Annotated in this window: 16 protein-coding genes; 6 read left to right on the forward strand and 10 right to left on the reverse strand. The window is 60.3% G+C overall.

From position 1 onward, the window contains the following. Nucleotides 1–8 precede the first annotated feature (8 nt). From D3H54_RS06560 to D3H54_RS06580, 5 genes are all read left to right on the forward strand, one after another. Entirely contained in the window at nt 9–1,313 is a 1,305-nt protein-coding gene (locus D3H54_RS06560; RefSeq protein WP_149378360.1) for a cytochrome P450, read from the forward strand. Nucleotides 1,314–1,406: 93 nt separating this feature from the next. Further along, entirely contained in the window at nt 1,407–2,198 is a 792-nt protein-coding gene (locus D3H54_RS06565) for a maleylpyruvate isomerase N-terminal domain-containing protein (RefSeq protein ID WP_286199259.1), read from the forward strand. A 2-nt stretch (nt 2,199–2,200) separates the two neighbouring features. Further along, nucleotides 2,201–3,751: a class I adenylate-forming enzyme family protein gene (locus D3H54_RS06570; protein WP_286199145.1), complete on the forward strand. Its 1,551-nt coding sequence runs from the start codon at nt 2,201–2,203 to the stop codon at nt 3,749–3,751. Nucleotides 3,752–3,782: 31 nt separating this feature from the next. Next, complete coding sequence (locus D3H54_RS06575; protein ID WP_149378363.1) at nt 3,783–4,994, forward strand: CaiB/BaiF CoA transferase family protein; 1,212 nt, start codon at nt 3,783–3,785, stop codon at nt 4,992–4,994. A 65-nt stretch (nt 4,995–5,059) separates the two neighbouring features. After that, nucleotides 5,060–5,602, forward strand: a complete 543-nt coding sequence (locus tag D3H54_RS06580; protein WP_168214797.1) for a TetR/AcrR family transcriptional regulator — start codon at nt 5,060–5,062, stop codon at nt 5,600–5,602. Nucleotides 5,603–5,709: 107 nt separating this feature from the next. On the opposite strand, the gene D3H54_RS06585 is transcribed toward D3H54_RS06580, so the two are convergent. The 9 genes from D3H54_RS06585 to D3H54_RS06625 form a co-directional block, all read right to left on the reverse strand. Beyond that, the gene (locus D3H54_RS06585) at nt 5,710–6,885 is read right to left on the reverse strand and encodes an aromatic ring-hydroxylating oxygenase subunit alpha (RefSeq protein WP_149378365.1); all 1,176 of its coding nucleotides are present in this window, start codon (nt 6,883–6,885) and stop codon (nt 5,710–5,712) included. A gap of 220 nt (nt 6,886–7,105) precedes the next feature. Next, nucleotides 7,106–7,513 carry a Zn-ribbon domain-containing OB-fold protein gene (locus D3H54_RS06590; RefSeq protein WP_149378366.1) on the reverse strand — a complete coding sequence of 136 codons (408 nt, stop codon included), beginning with the start codon at nt 7,511–7,513 and terminating at the stop codon, nt 7,106–7,108. Continuing rightward, nucleotides 7,510–8,688: a thiolase family protein gene (locus tag D3H54_RS06595; protein ID WP_286199146.1), complete on the reverse strand. Its 1,179-nt coding sequence runs from the start codon at nt 8,686–8,688 to the stop codon at nt 7,510–7,512. The genes D3H54_RS06590 and D3H54_RS06595 overlap by 4 nt, the downstream gene beginning before the upstream one ends. Next, a complete protein-coding gene (locus D3H54_RS06600) occupies nt 8,685–9,488 on the reverse strand; it encodes a crotonase/enoyl-CoA hydratase family protein (RefSeq protein WP_149378367.1) in 804 nt (267 codons plus the stop codon). The genes D3H54_RS06595 and D3H54_RS06600 overlap by 4 nt, the downstream gene beginning before the upstream one ends. After that, nucleotides 9,485–10,930 carry an aldehyde dehydrogenase gene (locus D3H54_RS06605; RefSeq protein ID WP_149383382.1) on the reverse strand — a complete coding sequence of 482 codons (1,446 nt, stop codon included), beginning with the start codon at nt 10,928–10,930 and terminating at the stop codon, nt 9,485–9,487. Before D3H54_RS06605 ends, D3H54_RS06600 begins: the two co-directional genes overlap by 4 nt. Nucleotides 10,931–10,944: 14 nt before the next feature. Beyond that, nucleotides 10,945–13,398, reverse strand: coding sequence for a CaiB/BaiF CoA transferase family protein (locus D3H54_RS06610; protein WP_286199147.1), 2,454 nt, complete (start codon nt 13,396–13,398; stop codon nt 10,945–10,947). 199 nt (nt 13,399–13,597) lie between these two features. Next, the gene (locus tag D3H54_RS06615) at nt 13,598–14,353 is read right to left on the reverse strand and encodes a TetR/AcrR family transcriptional regulator (RefSeq protein ID WP_149378368.1); all 756 of its coding nucleotides are present in this window, start codon (nt 14,351–14,353) and stop codon (nt 13,598–13,600) included. A gap of 848 nt (nt 14,354–15,201) precedes the next feature. Next, a complete protein-coding gene (locus D3H54_RS06620; RefSeq protein WP_286199148.1) occupies nt 15,202–16,410 on the reverse strand; it encodes an acyl-CoA dehydrogenase family protein in 1,209 nt (402 codons plus the stop codon). A 5-nt stretch (nt 16,411–16,415) separates the two neighbouring features. Continuing rightward, nucleotides 16,416–17,408, reverse strand: a complete 993-nt coding sequence (locus D3H54_RS06625) for a phosphotransferase family protein (protein WP_149383385.1) — start codon at nt 17,406–17,408, stop codon at nt 16,416–16,418. 166 nt (nt 17,409–17,574) lie between these two features. Here D3H54_RS06625 and D3H54_RS06630 point away from each other — a divergent pair, with 166 nt between their 5' ends. After that, a complete protein-coding gene (locus tag D3H54_RS06630; RefSeq protein WP_149378369.1) occupies nt 17,575–18,450 on the forward strand; it encodes a TetR-type transcription factor C-terminal domain-containing protein in 876 nt (291 codons plus the stop codon). A gap of 164 nt (nt 18,451–18,614) precedes the next feature. Here D3H54_RS06630 and D3H54_RS06635 read toward each other — a convergent pair whose 3' ends face one another. Beyond that, on the reverse strand, nt 18,615–19,343 hold the full coding sequence (locus tag D3H54_RS06635) for an SDR family NAD(P)-dependent oxidoreductase (protein WP_286199149.1): 729 nt from the start codon (nt 19,341–19,343) through the stop codon (nt 18,615–18,617). Nucleotides 19,344–19,437: the final 94 nt, after the last annotated feature.

Here is a 19,437-nt window from a genome sequence, read left to right on the forward strand (position 1 = left end):
GTTCAACGATGACCTCTTCTGCGGATGTAGACGAGTTGGCCCGGAAATTCGATCATCACAGCAGCGACTATGCGCGAGACCCATGGAGTATCAACCATGCTTTGGTCCAGCAATGTCCTGTTGCCCACAGCGAACAACACGGTGGTTTCTGGTATGTGACCGGCTACGAAGAGGTGCGGCAGGTTGCAATGGACGACAAGACCTTCTCCGCTCGACATGACCTTCCCAATGGCTCGACAGCGTACGAGGGGATAAGCCTTCCCGGTTATCCGATGAGGACAGGGTTCATCGAAACGGATCCGCCTCTCTCCACCGCATGGCGCAAGCCGTTCAACAGGTATTTCAGTATGGCTGCAGCCGAGGCGATGCGCCCGCAGGTAAGGCGGTACGCATCGTGGTGTCTGGATCAAAAGATCGAATCCGGAGAGATGGACCTGGTTCTCGACTACAGCGGTCCTGTACCGGCCATCGTTACATTGAAGCTGGTCGGACTACCGACCGACGATTGGAAGACATTTTCAGACGCATCGCACCGTATTGTCTCGCTTCCTCCGGATAGCCCCGAACGTGCGCAAGCGATGGCCGATCACGCTGAGCTCTTTGCGCAGATTCCCGAGATTGCTGCGAAACGCAGGAGCGACCCGCGAGATGACTTGATCACTGTGGTCACGCAGATGGAACTGGAAGGTGCCCCACCGAGCACAGAGACTTTGGTCGAGACAATCTTGCTGCTCGTGCAGGGTGGTGTCGATACGACGTCCAACCTAGTTGGCCACGCGTTGCGTTACCTGGCCGAACACCCGCTGGACCGCCAGCGACTGATCGATGATCCAACCCGAATTCCTGCGGCGATCGAGGAGTTTCTGCGTTTCTACTCGCCAGTTCAGACAATCGCGCGCACCGCCACTCGAGACACTGAGCTCGGCGGGTGCCCGATCCGCGAGGGAGATCGACTTCTCGTCTCGTGGGCTGGGGCAAACCTTGACGAACGTGTGTGGGCCGATCCGCTAAAGGTAGTGCTCGATCGCAAGCCGAACCGCCAGACGTCCTTCGGCATCGGTGTACACCGCTGCCTGGGTGCCAACCTAGCGAACGTCATGATCGAGGAAATGCTAGCCGAGGTGCTGCAGCGCATCCCTGATTACCAGATCACTGGCCCGGTCTCAAGTTATGCCACTATCGGAATTATCCACGGAATCGAAGCACTACCAGTCCGTTTCAGAGCTGGGCATCGTATTGCCGAGCCCGGTATCGAACTCAGAGACCTCGATGATGTCTCGTCTGGGCAGCGGCGCGATGGGCTGAGGGGTTGACTCGATCGGTGCACCTCTCACTAGCTGGCGATTACCGGTCGACCATGCAGACGGACCGCCGGTTGTCAGTGCAGACCGCCACTCATGTCTGATATGGCCGTTCGTGGGGCACGGGCCCTCGTGGCGGATGTGCTCTGCGTGATCGATGCTCTCAGTGATCAGGAATGGCAGGCGCAGAGCGCCTGCCCCGGGTGGCAGGTGCGAGACGTGATCACCCATCTGGCTGCGTTCTTCGAGATGCTCGCTGATCCTGCCGCGTTCAAACCGATGACCCCAGACGACTCGGCGGAGGCTGCGAACGAGGACATCGTTGCGGCTCGGCGCCACCACACCATTGCGCAAGTGCGCCACGATTACCGAAGCTGGTCAACACGAGGTTTGGAAGTGCTGGCAGCCTTGGAGAACCCAGCGATCTCAAACAAGGTCGTGTGTATGGGCGACATCGGGAGTTACCCGCTGTCGGCCATGAGCGAAGCAGTGTGCTTCGACCACCTATGCCATGTGGTGCTCGACCTGCTGGAACCGCGAGGTCCGATCGTGCGGGCGCGCTCGCCGATGGACTTTGTTCGGCTAGCGCCCGCGCTCGACTGGATGCTGCGCGGTCTCCCCACGATGTCGGGCCCCGACTTGGCGGCCGCACTCGATCAACCCGTGATGTTGGAACTGTCAGGCCCTGGGGGTAGGCGAATGGAGATTGCTAGGGCTGGTGCTACGGAGGTGCGGATTGCGCCGGCTGAGGCGATTAGTTCAGAAGACATTGTGTACAGCGATGCCGAGGCCTTCCTGGCGTGGGCAACTCGTCGGAGCTCATGGCGCGGGCTGGTTCGCCTCAGCGGAGACAAGAATCGTCTCGTGCGCGTTCTCGACCGGATAAGGGTTGTGTAGGTATGAGTGGGCATCTCGGGCAATTAGTGAGGTTTTGGGGTCGTCGTTTCCCAGACCGTTTGGCAGTGCGGTTTCGCGATCATGAAGTGACCTGGGGTCAATTGGATGCTGACGTTGACGCGCTCGCGGCAGGTCTATCCCAGCGGGGCGTCGGTCTCGGGGCGGTGGTAGGCATCATGATGTCCAATCGGTACGAGTTCATCGAGACCATGCTTGCGGTATTCCGGGTTGGGGGCACCGTCGCGCTAATTAACACGCGTCTCACGCCGACGGAGCTGCTGTATCCCGTAATCGATTCGGGTGCAGATCTTATCGTCACCGAATCCAGCTTCATTGCGCGATTTGCTGCGGTGTTGAAGCATCCTGATGCACCACAGTTGATAAGCGTGGACCCGGCTGGCGGCTATATCGGGCTGGCCGACTTGCGACGCTCAGGTTTGCTCGCGACGGCGGCCTCGTCTGATCCCGGAGACCCAGAAGATATCGCCTTGTTGGCCTATACGTCCGGAACTACGGGCGTACCGAAAGGTGCGATGCTCTCACATCGCGCGATTGTCGCAAATGGGCTCGCCCGTTCATCGGCGGATCTGCTGACGTGGCAGGATCGGGTCCTTTGTTTGATGCCGCTCGCCTTCACTGGCGGGGCGTCCACGTTCTTGCGGGAGGTTGTTTGCACAGGGGCGTCGGCGTTTGTGGAGTCGACATTTGATCCGGCACGAGTGCTCGACCTGCTGGAGTCCGAGCGAATCACGACCTGTTCAGCGGTCCCGGTGATGTGGGAACGGATGCTCGAATTGCCCAACTTCACTTCCGCTGACTTGTCGGCATTGCGGGCTGGAATAGCGGGTGGTGCGACCACGCCGCTGGAAGTCATCCGGAAGTGGCAGGACCGAGGGGTCGGGCTCCGTCAGGGCTATGGCCAGACTGAGTTTGCCGGCGGATTCGCCACAGTCCTCTACGAAGACGAGGCGCAGGCGCGGATCGGCGCCGTGGGCCGACCAATCATAGGTACCCGGATCCGGATCGTCGACGAAGAGGACGTCGATGTTCCTGTTGGACAGGCCGGTGAGATTTTGTTGCGCGGCCCATCGATGATGACCGGCTATTGGAATAAGCCGGATGACACAGCACAGGTGCTCGCCGGTGGCTGGCTACACACCGGGGATGTCGGAATGCTCGATGAAGACGGTTACCTGCGTGTCATCGACAGGGCACGGGACATGCTGATTAGTGGCGGGTTCAACGTTTATCCTGCGGAACTAGAGAAGGTGCTTGCAGGGCTGCCCGGTCTGGAGGAGCTCGCGGTGATCGGGGTACCGGACATGCGTTGGGGTGAGGTTCCGATGTTGGTGGTCCCCAATCTGGAGGCTATTGACGTGAACGAACTACGGTCGATCATCATCGAGCGGCTCGCGGATTACCGTCGTCCAAAGTGGTTAGTCGCGCACGGAGCTGACTTGCCCAGAACAATGAGCGGAAAGGTGCTCAAGCGCGAGTTACGGACCGCCTACCCGGCAGTCCCGCACGATGCTATTGCGCTCAAGGTCTCCTGATGGTGAGCACAATGGGTCCGGTGAAGGCGTGATGAGCGGCTATTCGCTATTGGACGGCGTCCGGGTACTTGAGGTCGCGCAGTTGGCCCCGTCGTCGGTCGGTGGACACCTCGCCGATCTTGGTGCCGAAGTGATCAAGATCGAAAGCGAGCCTCTCGGCGACGGTGCGCGACTTGCGGGGTTCTACGCAATCGGCGGCTCCGACGGCCCTGGATTCCTGCATCTTAGGTGGAATCGAGGAAAGAAGAGCGTTGTGCTTGATCTGCGATCGGATGACGACCGAGATCGTTTCGCGCGGTTGGCTCGCACTTGTGACGCAGTGATAGAGGGAACGCGAGCTGGGTATCTAGACCGCCTCGGGCTGGGCTACGACGAGTTGCGAAAGACGAATCCGGCGTTGGTATTTTGCACGGTATCGGGTACCGGGACAGACGGCCCGTATCGCGCGTTGGCTACCGGCGGTCTCTGGTTCGACAGTTACTCCGGCGTGCGGCCAGTGAACGCCGATCAGCCATCGCCCCCCGGCGTCATGGGCGGCAGCGATGCTACGCCCGTGGGGATGTATGCCGTCGGCGCTTATGGTGCAATGGGCGTGCTGGCAGGCCTGCTGCGGGCGCGTTCGACCGGAGTGGGCAGCCACTTGGAGATCGCCAGTTGCGATGTCGCCGCTTCGTGGGTCCCGGATAAGACGGATCTGGAACTCAATCGCGCTGCGGTATTCCGTCGCCCGGACGGCTGGACACCCGACGGACGTCTGGCCGATTGGGTGAGGATGGAGCCATACCGCACTTCCGATGGCGACGTCATGCTGCTCGGCGCTCACACGGAGAAGTTCTGGCAGCGATTCTGCCTAGCAGTCGACCGCGCTGACCTGATGGATATCGATGTGACCACCGTGGATGACGGTCATGCGGAGCGCTCAAACAAGCTATGGTCGGAGCTTTCCGACGTATTCAAACAGCGCACGAAAGCTGAATGGGTCGAGTTCTTCCTCGCGCACGACATCGCAGGCGGCCCGGTGAATACGCCATCGCAATTGCTCGCCGACCCGCATTGGAAGGCACGCCACAATACATTTGAGTGCCCTTTGTCCGAAGATCTAGTCGTCACGCTGGTGGCCAGTCCGGTTCGTGTTGTGGGAGAGCAGTTCGCCCCGACGCCGGCCCCGACCCTGGGCGCGCATACTGATGAGGTGTTGGGATGGCTGAGTCAGACGGCGGAGGGGGGTCCAGCGTTCCCGTGACACCACCGAATGGACCTCGAGCCACGCCGATTCGCATCGATCCATCAGACGTGGTGCGCGCAGCGATGGCTATCCTCCGCAGTGACGGGATCCCCGGACTGACGATGCGGCGCCTCGCGGCCGACATGGGTGTGGATCCAGCAGCGTTCTACCACCACTTCCGGGATAAGTCAGCCATCATCCGCGCTGCGGGCCGCGCCGCGGTAGCGGAGATTGACGTCCCCCCCGAGCAGGATTTCGAGTCTTGGCGAGACTGGGTGATTCAGGTTGCTCACAATTACCGGGCGGTGTTGCTTATGCATCCGTACCTGCGTGCCCTCGTCATTAACGGTGATGTTCGCTGGACCAGCCTCCCGGTTTACACAACCGAGCGGCACCACCTCACCGAGGAAGGCATTCCAGAGCACCTGCACCACGGGCTGCTGCAGACGCTTCACTGCTACATCCTCGGATCACCGATGGTGGACACCAACGATAAACGTGACGTCGTCGAGGGCGGCGCCACCGACTGGTTTGAACTCGGACTCCGAGTACTGATCGACGGTCTGGTGCAAAAGCTGCGAGCCGATCCGCGCAATGAAGCCCGAACGGTCTCATCCGGCCAATAGCGATCCGGTAGGTGAATCTGGTCGGCGACGAGATGTTTGGTGCTGCATACCAAGCTCTCTGACATCGACGTTCTCCGCAATTACGAGACTCGATAGTGCTGCTGCAGTCAACTGGAACTACCCAAGTCCTCGGTGAGTTGCCGATGCAAGTGAGCGCATGACTGCTCGTTGCGTCCGTATCGAAACATGCCGCGGGGGCAAGCCTCAGCGTTGCGTTGGATGCTGGCGGCCATGGGCCAATCTTCCTGCAAAGCGGCTTGTTCGAGGATTTCCCAGCTGCGGGCCATCCGGGCTCGCATCCTATCGTCGAGTTTCTGATGAGCGATGAGGAGCCTGATGTTTACGGTGGAACGGCCCGTATTCTGCGGGTCTGGCCACACCGTCCAGAACTCGATGTGGTCAGGTGTCGCAATAACATTGACGTTCGGGTAAATAAATAGGTTGGATCCGACATACGACGAAGCCGACTCGATTGGCTCGCAAGCCTTAGCTAGCTTAGTCATTTTCGTCCGAGGGCTGAAGCCTTGGCCATGGCGGCCGTATGTACGCCAGACCGTCGTCTGTGTCTCGATCAGTTTGCCGACACCTTGTGGGTGCAGAAATTTCGGATGCAAGATGTCAATCGAACCATCGAGCACGAGCTTCCAATTCATATCCAGGCAAAATGTTCGATCGAGAAAGATGCTCGACGCGTTCGAAAAGTCGCACAATTCGAGCTGCCGTTCCACTTCGGGCCCAAGATACTCCGCGATCGACCAGCCGTCACCGGCCAAAATTACCCACAGCAGGCCATGAGCTTCCTCGACTCGTACCAGCGTCAGCCCGTCGGCCGACTTATCGATTGACCCGAAGAAATGTTCGTACGGCACACGGGTGAGGTCACCACTGTCAGCGCTATACGTCCAGCCGTGATACGCGCAATGGAAGAATCGCGTCGACCCGCACGGCCGATCTTCGACACGTCCGCCCCGGTGCTTGCACATGTTGACCATGCCCGCGACCGACCCGTCCCGACGTCGCGTAAGAATCAAAGGCACGCCAAGAACGTCTCGCGTGACGAAGGCGCCCGGCTTGGGCAGTTCCGAGCTTAGTCCTGCGACCAACGGTAGCGTCCGCATCAAGGCCTGTTCCGCTGCCGCTCGCCCGGGATCGACAAAGTTAGCGACCGGTACTAGCAAGTCAGCATCGCCGAGATCTGTGGTGTCGTTGCGGAGGTGGGTGATCAGTAGCTCACTGATGTGCGGGTCGATCGCTGTCAACATCGCGCCTTTCGACTTGGACACAGCTGCGCTTCAACGGTGTTGACCTAAACATAGTCAATAAACCTGTGCTGTTCAAGTACTTACAGGTAAACGCGATACAGTGGCGATACACAATTCAACATTGTTGACTACCACAACAGCAAAGAGCGCAGGAATAGTCACGGCGTAGGGCAGGATAGGGACCGAACGGCGCATGGGCACGGCACGTGCGCGGGATGCGATGTAAGCCGCTTCCTCTTGTTTAGATCGGTTCGAAAACCGGCACTATCTCACCGGCTCCGTCGCCTGATGGCACAAAGCGCACCTGCACGGGAGTGCCAATTCGCAGGTTTGCCGGGTTGCTTACAACCAGGCGCACCATTAGCCAGGGTCCCTCGGTTAACTCGACGATGGCGCTGAAGTAGGGCACGTCAGCGGCGAGCGCTGGCAGAGGTGCGCGGTGAACGACGGCCCAGCTGACCAGGGCGCCTGTCCCTGCCGCTGCGTACGGTTGCAGGTCGGTTGATCCCGTCGAAGGATCGGTACGTGCTTCGGGAGCCAGGAAGGTACCCGACTGTGCATCTTGTTTGATTAGCAACTCACCGTGTGCGGCCGCGTCGAAGAACGCAGCGCTTGCGTCGTCGCGCTCTACGGCCGGCAAAGACGTCATGCGACCACTCTTCCATTTGGAAGCGGGCTCAGGACAAGTGTGCTGTGGTGCTCGAAGATTCCACCGTTGCCGCTGACAAGCACGACTTCATTACGGGGGGCCTGACGAGCCCCGCCGTCACCACGAGCTTGGATGATCGCTTCAGACAAGGGTGTCATGCCCCACATGTAATACGACGACAACTGGCCGCCGCCGGTGTTGCAGGCGAGTGTCCCGCCAGGTGCAAGCCTGCCGTCCTCGACGAAGTTCCCGCCCTCACCTTTAGCGCAAAACCCGTAGTCCTCCAAGGTGACCAACACGGTATACGTGTAGCAGTCGTACAGTTCCACGATGTCGACGTCGCCAACGCCGACGCCCGCCATCTGCATGGCCTGCGTGGCCGACCGTACTCCTGGCGTGATTAGCCCCCATGTCGAGTCGCGGCGCATCTGGCGCGGCTCGTGGGCTTGGCCGTGTCCCCACACATACACTGGTGGGCGAGCTAACGAGCGTGCGCGATCCCCGGCGGTCACTACTACCGCGACCGCGCCGTTGCTTACCAAACAACAGTCGAGCAGATGAAGAGGGTCGGCGATCCACCGCGACGATTGGTGCTCGGCGATCGACAACGATTGACGCAGTTGCGCGTACGGGTTGCCCATCGCCCAGGCACGCTGGGCAACCGCGATCTGACCCAGCTGTTCGGACGTTGTCCCGTAAATCTCCATATGGCGGCGAGCGCACAGCGCGTAGAGAACATTTGGATTGACCGCCCCGGAGGCAACCGACAAACCGGACAAGCCTCGCAACGTACCAGCGGACCGCCCGCGAGAACCCCACGCGGAGCCATCAGCGCGTTGTGGCTTTAGCGGTGTGTCGGCAAAAACGCAGGCCACGGCGGTAGCCGCACCGGAGTCGACGGCCTGGACGGCTGCCGCGATCATTACCCCGGCGGTAGCTCCGAATGCGTTGAGCTGGCACAGGACGTTTAGTTCACCAAGGCTGAGTACGGCCGCAAGCCCGACCCCGACGTCCTGCGTTACGCCTGAGCTAACAAGCAAGCCGTCCAGGTCTTTCAATGCGAGCCCCGCGTCGGCCACCGCCCGCTGGACCGCTTCCGCAGCCAAACTCGTCGAGGACCGGCCATAGACCTTGCCGAGCGCCGTCATCCCAAGACCGACCAGTGCTGCGCTCACCGCGCCTCCCACTGAGGGGGCCGCTTCTCGGTGAAAGCGCGAGCGCCTTCACGTGCATCTCGGCTGCCGAACACGACTTTCGCCGATTCCCTGTTGATCCTCCACACCTCGGATTCCCAGTCCGACCCCGCAGCGGCGGTTCGGTGAATGACACGTTTGCTGTGACGTACCGCGAGCGGTCCGTTCCTTGCGATCCGCTCGGCAAGTTCCATTGCTACATCCACGGCCGTCCCTCGAGGCGCGACCTGGTTGACCAAACCCAGCTCGTACGCGCGAGCTGCGCTGATCGGGTCGCCGGTTAGCGTTATTTCCAGCGCGACTTTCATGGGGATCTGGCGTTGCAGCCGAATCACGCCGCCGGCAGCGGCAAAGATGCCCCGTTTGACCTCGGGTAGCCCAAGCTTGGCGGCCTCATCGATGACCGCTAGGTCGCACGCTAGCGCGATCTCGGTGCCACCACCCAATGCATAACCGTTGATCGCTGCGATGGTGGGTTTGTCGATCCAGTGACGCACGATGCCGGCAAATCCCCAGTGCGAATGATCGGGGTCATCGATACGATGATTCCGAGCGAGTTCTTTGAGGTCTGCGCCCGCACAAAATGCTGGCCCGGCACCAGTAATCACGACGACATGAACAGTGGGGTCCTCCGCCGCCTGCTCGAGGGCCGCTCCAGCTGCGGACGATAGGGCCGAGTTGACGGCGTTCATTACCTTTGGACGATTCAGTGTGACCACTCCGACAGACCCGCGACGTCCGTAGGTCACGACCGGTTCGGTGTCGTATTCCGCGTCGCTCATCGGATCGCGGGAGCGCGGTAGATGGACTTGAGCGCGACGTAGGGTGTGAGGCCCTCAGGGCCGAGTTCTCGGCCCAGGCCACTGGCCTTGACGCCGCCGAAAGGTCCGACGATGTCGAGTGCGTAATGATTGATTCCCACCGAGCCGGTGTGCAGTCGCGCTGCCAACGCAGCGCCTCGCTCTGGATCGGAGGTCCAGATCGTCCCGCCCAAACCGTAGTCAGAATCGTTAGCGATCGCGATCGCCTCGTCGTCGTCTCGGTAGGCGATTACGCACAGTACGGGGCCGAAAATCTCCTCACGCGCGATTGTCATCGAGTTATCGACATCGGACAGCACGGCTGGCTCAACGAACCAGCCACAAGGCTGGTCGCTGGGGATGCCACCCCCGGTCGTCAGCTGCGCCCCGCTGGCACGACCGCTTGCGACATAGGCCAGGACGCGATCGCGCTGTTCCGCGCTCACCAACGGGCCGATCTGAATGTCCTTGTCTAACGGGTCGCCGACCCGCAGTTGGCGAACGGCATCGGTTACCGCATCCACGATCTCGCGATAACGTGAGGCTGGCGCCAAGATACGGGTGCTGGCGTGGCAGGTCTGCCCGTTGTTGGGCAAGCAGACATCGGGCAGCGCCGTTACGAATGTGTCCAAGTCGGCATCGTCGGTAACGATTGCCGCAGATTTGCCACCCAGTTCGAGTGTCACGGGCCGCAGAAGCCGCCCGCAGGTCTCACCAATCACCCGCCCCGCCGCAGTTGACCCGGTAAATGCGACCTTGCTCACGCCTGGATGACTCACAAGCGCGCTTCCAGCGTCACGATCCCCGGGTATTACATTCAGCACACCGGGTGGCAGCTCCGCGTTGATGGCCGCGTCTGCCCACGCAAACGCATCCAGTGCCGTCTCTGGCGGCGGTTTGAGAACTACACTGCACCCTGCAGCCAATGCGGGTGCAATCTTCATTGCCGCCAGACTCATTGGGTAATTCCACGGTGTGATGGCGGCGACAACCCCGACGGGCTCACGGCAAACGGTGACGTCTGACAGCGCACCGGGCCGTACATCGGCGCCGTCGAATCGCTCGGCCAGATTCGCGTAGTAATCAAGTGCGAGGGACGGAAAGTAGCCGTTGGCGCCCTGAGAGAGTCGGCGCGGCATGCCGTTCTCACGGCTGACTAAGGTCGCGGTTTCCTTGGCGCGAGCACGTAGTGCGGCGGCCATGCGACGCATGGCTTCGGCGCGCTGATTTGCTCCCATCGTGGCCCACGGCCCCGACAACGCCGTTGAAGCGGCAGCCACCGCGGTGTCTACGTCGGTGTTGCGCGCGAGCGGGGAGGTACCCAGTACGTTCCCAGTCGCCGCCTCGACGACCTCCGCGAGCTTCGTGCCAGCGCTGGGCGGCCTCCAACTGCCTGCAATAAAAAACGCATCACGATCCAGGATGATGTCCACGGGTGTCACGTCCTATCCGACATGGGTTTTCGCCGTTTCGATGGGTTGTCCACCGGGCGATCATTCGTCGCGAGCTCAGGATCTCGCCGCGGGCTCTGCACGACATCAGCAGCGACCAAACGGTCGACTTCGCCAGCTTGCAAACCGAGCAACGAGCTGCAGATCTCGCGGGTGTGTTCGCCAGGCGTTGGCGCCGGACGCAGCTCGGGGTCAGGGATGCTCGAAAAGTGGGCAATACGGGCTGACGTCGGTATTGGACTCGGCAACAACGGGTGCGCAATTTGGTGAAACGAATCTCGAGCGCGAAGCTGCGGATGCGTGAGTTCGTCTGGCAGGCGCAGCATCGCGGCGGCAGGCACGCCGGCCGCTTGGAGTGACTCCTCGACATCATGGGGCGGGAGGCTCGCCGTCCACGCAGCGATCAGGTCGTCCACGGCTGGAATTCGGTCGAACGTGGGCAAATCCAGACGGTCGGCAAATCCTGCGACGTCGACCAGGCGTCGCCAGTCGTCGTCATCGCGGATTGTGACGACGCACCACTCGTCGTCACCTGCGCATGGAAACACTCCAGTCAAGCCTGAGTTGTGGTCGAGGCTAGCTTGGGTGAGTGTAGGGCCGTCCCCAACGGACGCGGTAGCGAGGGTAGGCCCGAGTGCATAGACAGCTACGTCCGCCTGAGCGACTTCAATATCCCGACCCGGCCCGGTTGCACCTCGCCCGATGATGGCTGCGAGTATTGCCACCGCCGCGGCGTGGGCTGCTACGTGGTCAGGATAAACCGTGGATCCGTCGCAATAGGCCGCAGGATTACCTGGATCTGCACTCGGATCGCACCACAGGGCCGAGAGGCCGCACGCCGCCCGTACCAAGGGCCCGTACCCAAGCCGGTTTCGCCACGGACCCTTGTCTCCGAAGGCGCTACTGTCGGCCACCACTACGCGGGGGTTCGACAGCGCCAGTTGAGTATGGCTGAATCCCAGAGACTCGAGCGTGCCCGGCTTGAAATTGGAAGCCACGATGTCCGCAGATGTAACAAGTTTGCGAAATAGCCGCGTGCCCTCGGCGTTACGCAAATTCAGGCCAAGTCCGCGTTTGTTGCGATTCCCCCAGGCGAACGATGCGTTCATGCCGGTGCCGTTCCGGGTTTGGCGCAGCCCATCGGGATACTCGGAGTTCTCGATCTTGATGACATCGGCACCCTGGTCACCGAACAACCGACCCAGCTCGGCGCCGAATACGATCACACCTAGGTCGAGCATGCGCAGACCGGAGAGGGGCGGGGCGCCCTGCGACAGCAGTGGTAGTCCGAGATCGTGATCCGATACCGATTCCCGGGCCGAACTCAGCAGGTGATTATGTTCGCCCGGTGAGGGCGCACCGCGGCGGATGCCCGCGCGCTCGCCACCGACGATGGCGTAACCGGTCGGAATCTTGGCACGGATCCCTTCTGAGATCTGGATGTCCGTCAATGTGCCGGTACTTGCGAAGTGATCGCTGCAAAGGACTTCATCAACAGATAGGACGCCTGCGATTGGGATTCCTCGGGCGGTTCCATCGGACACCAGTTCATCGCGACTGCGCCCGGCGAACAGCGCAGCGATTAGCGGGTTGAGGCGGTCGGCTGCGGCAAAACGCGCCGGAATTGTGTCGAAACGAGAGTCAGCGAACGCTGCAGGTTCGCCGAGCCACGAGAACATGGCCCGCCATTGACGGGCGGCGAGGATGCAAATCCGGACATGGCCATCAGAGCACGGAAAGATTGGATAGAAGTTCTCGGCGCTGGGGCGGCCCCGGAAGAATGTCTCGGCGCGACCGGCTGAGGCGGAACCCTGGGCGCCGAACCCCGGATCAAAACCGTGAACGACTGCCTCGAGCGCAGAGAGGTCAACGTGCTCGCCGACGCCGGTGCGCGCGCGCTTCACGTATGCCACCAGCGCCGCCCACGCAGCATGTACGCCTACGGTCTGAGAGACGAGGCCCTGCGGAGGCAGCAGTGGTTTTGCTGCTCCTGGTAGGCCCGAGCGCGACAGCACCCCGCCGGCCGCTGCAAGAGTCTCCTCAGTAGCGACCCAGTCTCGGCAGGGACCGCTGCGGCCGAAATCAGTAATTGAAACTACTACGAGCCTCGGGTTTGCCTTGAGCAGATCTGCAGGGGTCAGAGCGTAAGAATCGGCGGTCGCGTGGCTAAAAGACTCGAGCAGGATCTCGGCGTCAGACACCAAGTGCAGCAACGCCGCCCGCCCCGCCGGATCGCCGATGTCAAGCGTCACCCCCAATTTGTTCGTGTTGCGGAGTGCAAATCCGATTGAGTCGCGCCGTTGTGGGGAACCCCCCGGCGGCTCGATGCGGATCACTTCGGCACCTAAATCCGCCAGGATCCGGCCGCACCACTCAGCGAGCCCTTCGGTGAGATCAACGACACGCAGCGCGCTAAGTGGCAGCGCCAACGTGGATGTCAAGGACAGTTCCTTCCCCCGGGAGCCCAACGATCAAGTTGTTCTCCTCGGACCCACTTCGAAACCGATAGTCGTGCACGACGACTCTCGCCGCACTCTACGACCGTCTAGACGGTCGGTTATTGGTACGTTAGCGTTGGCCGGGCCTTGGGGTCAATCAGCCCTCGTTGGAACGAGGTCGACGCATGGAGGCGGGATATCCTTATGAGGGTGGCGAGTGTTCGGTATTGATAAATTCTACGTTGGCTGCACGGGGGATCGGGGTTGCGGTCGGGACTGTTCGCCATTCTTCACTGGCAACTCCAATAAACAGCATTTCCCAGTACGCATCGGCTAGTGCGCGATGCGATAGTCTTCCTGACGGTTTGAACCAGTACTGGGCATGATTAATCATGCTAAGTATTGCCTGCGTGACCAAACGGGGATCCGTCGGCCGGATGCTCCCTTCGTCAATCGCGCCCTGCACTGTTGCTGCCATCATGTGAAAGTAGTCGCGCTCGAGCGCTTGGATTTCTTCCTCTCGCTCCGCGATTGACTTCATCTTAAGTTCAAATATGGCGCGATACTTCGCCGGCGAGTCGCTGACCAGTTTGATGCCGTCGTATAGCATTTCGCGGACCAAATCGACGTAGGGACGGCCGCTGTTCATGCGTTCGCGTTGATGAGTAATCAGGCCTGTGAGAGTTTCGAGGCGGATCGCGAACAGTAAGTCATCCTTTTGTTTGAAATAGTGGTAGAGGCCCGATTTGGAGACGTCTAACGCGTCGGCGATGGATTCCATCGTCATATCTTGAAAGGCGCCACGTGCGATCAGCTCTTCGGCTTTGTGAAGTATCTGCGCTCGACGACGCACACCGGCGACAGTTACGCCGGGCTTTCGTGCCATGGTTACCCCACCCGCTTCCTTATCTCCTCTTGCACACACCATTGCGATCGAACCACTGAGCCCGTACCGCACGTGATCATATGCTGCCCTGAGGTTCGAACATGCTATGCCGATGCAGTGCTGCCCCTAGTCAGGCTGCCGAGCACACGCGTTCAGCCGTCGGGTGCGCTACCGAGTCGCTGCACCGAATTAACGGCGATGCCGCATTACGCAGCGGAAGAAGCGATCGGTGGCGGTGGCGGGCAGCGCTTGCTGGGCTCACGCCATCGCGATAGCCCCGCCAAGCAGCTCGTGGAGCGCCACCGTGGTTCTCAGTCGTATCGCGCGGCTATCGACTCTGTGTATGACGGGTGGGTTGCGTTCCCTCGGCGCGGCACCAGTGAATCGGCTCGTTCCGGACATCGACAGATGCTGACTGAAACGAGCGCCGGAGATGAGGAGCCTTATCTTGCGTCAGATCGCGCCACTCGTTGTCGGCCTGTATCAATCAAGGTACGACATCATTCTTCCGCTCATTGGACACCAGGTGGAGTAGCGAATTGGGGGCTGATAATGGTTAGGCAAGTTGCCATTTCGATCGAGGAACAGGATTCGCCCACAGCGTGGGCACTCAACGGCCTGAGCGGTGAAGCATCCCACCACCGTGTCCCATCTGACGCTAGTCATCGCCTTCTCCTGTGAATCCCGTTTCCTGTCCCGCATTCAGACTCGTTGCCGCACGGTCAATCCGACGATGTGGCAAGCGCGCAGCACCAGCGCGACTACCAATGACTCCACTCGCGTTCGGTGAGAACGGTTTACAAGCACCCAGTTTTGTGGCGAAGGGCGGGTAGACACCCTCAACCGCAGGCCATCGTCCGTTCACACATCGCTGAATCTGCTCCATTAACAAGCTCTTTCGACTCCGGCTGTTACCGAGGTCAATGGCGTCGCGCGTTTGTTGCGGTCCGCAGTTCGATGCGTGCGATGGTGCGCCGATGGACTGCGTCTGGACCGTCGACTATCCGCAGGGTTCGCGCCCAGGCGTAGAAGTATGCCAGTGGGAAGTCGTCACTGACCCCGGCGCCGCCGAAGACTTCGATCGCGCGATCGATAACTGCCGTCGCAACTGCGGGCGCCGCGACCTTGATCCCCGCGATCTCGCCGCGTGCGCGGTTGGATCCGTATCTGTCGATGAGCCACGCGGTTCGGTAAACGTAAAGACGCACCTGATCGATCTCAATGCGCGAGCGGGAAATGAGGTCTTGAACGACCCCCTGATCGGCCAGTGGCTTACCGAAAGCCACCCTGGTAGTTGCACGCTCGACCATCAACGCTAGCGCACGTTCAGCCATACCAATTGCACGCATAGCGTGATGCACGCGACCAGGGCCCAGCCTGGCCTGGGATATGAGGAAACCGTCCCCTTCGTTACCCAGCAGGTTGGCTATGGGCACTCGTGCGTTGTCGAAATGAATCTCGGAGTGCCCGTGCTGGTCCTGGTAGCCGAAGATAGGGAGGTGGCGAACAATTTGCACCCCAGGTGTGTCCCGCGGCACCAGTACCATGGACTGTTGTCGGTGCGTCGCCGCGGCGGGATCCGTCTTACCCATAACGATGAACAATCGGCAACGTGTGTCGGCCACCCCGGTAATCCACCATTTGCTTCCGTTGATGACGTACTCGTCACCGTCGCGGACAATTGATGTCTCGATGTTGGTAGCATCTGAGGACGCGACATTGGGCTCGGTCATGGCGAATGCGGATCTGACGTTGCCCTCAAGTAACGGCATGAGCCACTCATCGCGTTGGGGGGGAGTGGCAAACAAATGGAGCGTCTCCATGTTGCCAGTATCAGGCGCCTGACAGTTGATCGCCTCTGGCGCAATTACTGGTGACCAGCCCGATATCTCGGCGACCGTTGCGTACTCAAGGTTGCTAAGCCCACCGAACTCAGGATGGAACAAGTTCCACAAGCCTCGTCTACGCGCGGACGCCTTGAGTTCCTCCATGATTGGGGGATGGGTGTGCTCCCCGTGGTCCCGCAGGTGGGCTGACCACACCGGCTCGGCGGGGAAGACTTCCTCCTCCATGAAATGCCACATCCGGCGGCATGCATCGCTGGCCTTGTCGGATAACTCGAAATCCACCGCAGTCAACCCCTCGATGCGGCAGCGGAGTCGAGAATAGCAAGGCCGGTGCGGGCGAAGTCTGCCACGGAAGCTTCTAGTCCTCCAAAGTCCTGGCCCGCCATGGATCCTGCGGTCACCCGTGCTGCAATTCCTTGGACGATGCAAGCGAACTTGAAATTCGCAAACGCCAAATAGTAGTCAATGCTTTCTAGCGAGACGCCGGTCTGCTCGGAATAACGCTGCGCTAGGTAACGACGACTGGGAAACCCCGGCTGGGTGGCGACCGATGGCACCAGGGTGTGCTGGCATTCGCCCGGCTCACGCCAGTAAAAGAGGAACATGCCCAGATCAGTCAGCGGGTCGCCGACTGTGGACAGCTCCCAATCCAGCACGGCCGCCACACGGTGCGGGTCGCGCTTATCCATAACGCAGTTGTCCAACCGAAAGTCGCCGTGCACGATGGTCGATTTCGTGGCAGGCGGCATCTTCTCTACCAATAGATGGGCCAGCATGACCATTTCGTCGCTATTCGCGATAGCGGTTCGGCTCCATTGATCACTCCAACGACGGATCTGCCTATACAGGAACCCTTCTGGCCGGCCAAAGTCTGTCAGCCCCACCGCTGTCGGATCGACAGCGTGAATAGCTATCAACGTATCGATCAACGCATCGCCGATTCCCCGGCAGTCATCCGCGGTTTCAACGTAACCGTCGGGCATCGCGTCCCGGATGACGTACCCATCGACTTTTGACATCACGTAGCAGGGGGTACCGAGGAGCGATCCCTCCAGATCGACAAGCACAATTGACGCTACTGGAACCTCCGAATCAGCGAGTGCTCGCTGCACTCGGGCCTCCCTGACCATATCGTGCGCGCTGGGGAGAAGATCGCCTCTTGGGGGCCTACGCAATATTAAATTCCCTGCAGTGCAGGTCAATTCAAAGGTTAGATTTGATTTGCCGCCGGCGATCAATGTTGCTGTTGGGCGAGCCCATCTCTCGTCGCCTGTGGCCATCACCAATGCCGGGCCGATCCGGTCCAATCGAGTCAAGTCCGCAATGTCCACCGGTCACCCTCGCAGATACGTCGAACGATCGTTCGGTGATGATCATCGCATATTGCGTTGGAAATAACCACCTCCCAACCAAGCATTGGATTATATGTTCAGGTATTCTGAACCAATGGTGGTTGGTAACCAATCCCACCGACTTGGATCGGTGGGGGAGCAAGTCAGAGCCGTCCGGAAGCAGCGGAATTGCACACTACGGCAACTCGCCGACCTCATTGGCGTCAGCGCCGCCACGATCAGCGCAATCGAAAACGAAAGAGTTGGTGTCACGGTCGCTCGCCTCAAGGTGATTGCGGAAGCGCTGGACACCACTGCCGTCAGCCTGCTGCGTCCTCCTGGTGATCTCATCACTGACGTCGGCGAAAATCCGAAATTCACTCAAGAACCCTTCTCGCAAGACGACTGGCGCAGATTTGCACCGCTTGATGTGGACGTTGTTCTGGCTGCAGCAATTCCCTCGTTTGTTGAGACGGGCTACCACGGCTCCACCATGCGGTCGATTGCTCGCCGCGCGGAAATGAGCGTGCCGGGTGTCTACCACTACTACGCCAGCAAGCAAGCACTCCTCGTACGCATCCTCGACCTGACGATGGATGACCTTGACTGGCGGGTGAGGGCTGCGCGTGAATCAGGCGACGGTCCAATTGCACGCCTATCAGGCCTCGTCGAGGCTCTCGCACTCTTCCATACGCTGCGCGCGGAATTGGCATTCATTGGTGCCAGTGAAATGCGTAGCTTGGAGAACCCCGATCGTGCACGAATCACTCAGCGCCGCAACGCTATTCAGCGATTTCTGGATGAGGAGATTGCAGCGGCATGCAGAGGTGGTCAAGCGATGACAGCAATGCCTTCGGAGGTTGGCAGGGCCATAGCTACCATGTGTACGTCGTTGCCCCAATGGTTTGACAACCACGGTCCAACGACGCCGCGCGAGATAGCTCTCGAATATGCCCGCCTGGCAGTACGCATGGTTGGTGGTTATGGGTAGACATCAGCAGCAGTCGTCGCAAGAGCTAGGTCGATCGATCTGACCGCCCCACGTATAACTGAGCACGGTGGGTCGATGTGCAACGAATCTGGAATACTTGCACCCGATTTGGATCGAATGGTTGTCCTGGCACTCGAGTCAGCTGGCGCGTAGACGGCGACGTGCTAACGAGGGAACTGCCCGTCGTCCACTTTTACGATAGTTCCTGTTACGAACTCTGATGCTGGTAATGCGAGGTAGAGCAGGGTGGTGTCGAGCTGCGTAGGATCACCAATCCGCTTGCGGGGCAGGGAATCAGTGAAGTTTCCAACTCGCTCGATCCGGCCCTCCATCATCTCAGTCATGAATGCACCCGGCGCGATCGCATTAACGTTGATGCCATACCGGACCCATTCGACTGCGAGCACCTCTGTCATTCGGTTGATTGCAGCTTTGGTGATTGAGTAGAGCGCGGCGCCGTCACCTTCGTAGTAGTAAGCGCCCATCGAGGAGATGTTTATGATTCGGCCCGGTAGCTCCTTGACGATCAATCGTCGTGCTATTTCACATGTTAGGGCGAACGGACCGCGCAAGTTCGTATCGATCACGGCGTCGATCAACTGCAGCGGCATGCGGTGTGCCCGTTGTGCGTCTGGGATCGCGGCATTGTTGACCAATATCGTGATGGGTCCAAAAGCCGCCTCGGCGCGATCCAATACTTCCGCGAACTGACAGGGTTGCGATACGTCCACCGCCATCCCCACACACTTGAAGCCGGCTGAGGAGATCTCGTCGGTCACTTGTCGCAGCCTCGCTTCCCTGCGGCCAGCAACCAGCACAGCCGCACCGGCTTCGGCGAGAACAGTCGCGAAGCGGCGACCGAGTCCAGACGTGGCACCGGTCACCAACGCCACCTGACCACTCAGCGCGTGTGGAAGACCGAGTGAAGGGTTGGCATTCAAAATTGAAGCTTTCTGTATGTGCCCCTGTAGGAGGTCGATGAGATTG

The organism is Mycobacterium sp. ELW1 (assembly GCF_008329905.1).
Lineage (GTDB): Bacteria > Actinomycetota > Actinomycetes > Mycobacteriales > Mycobacteriaceae > Mycobacterium.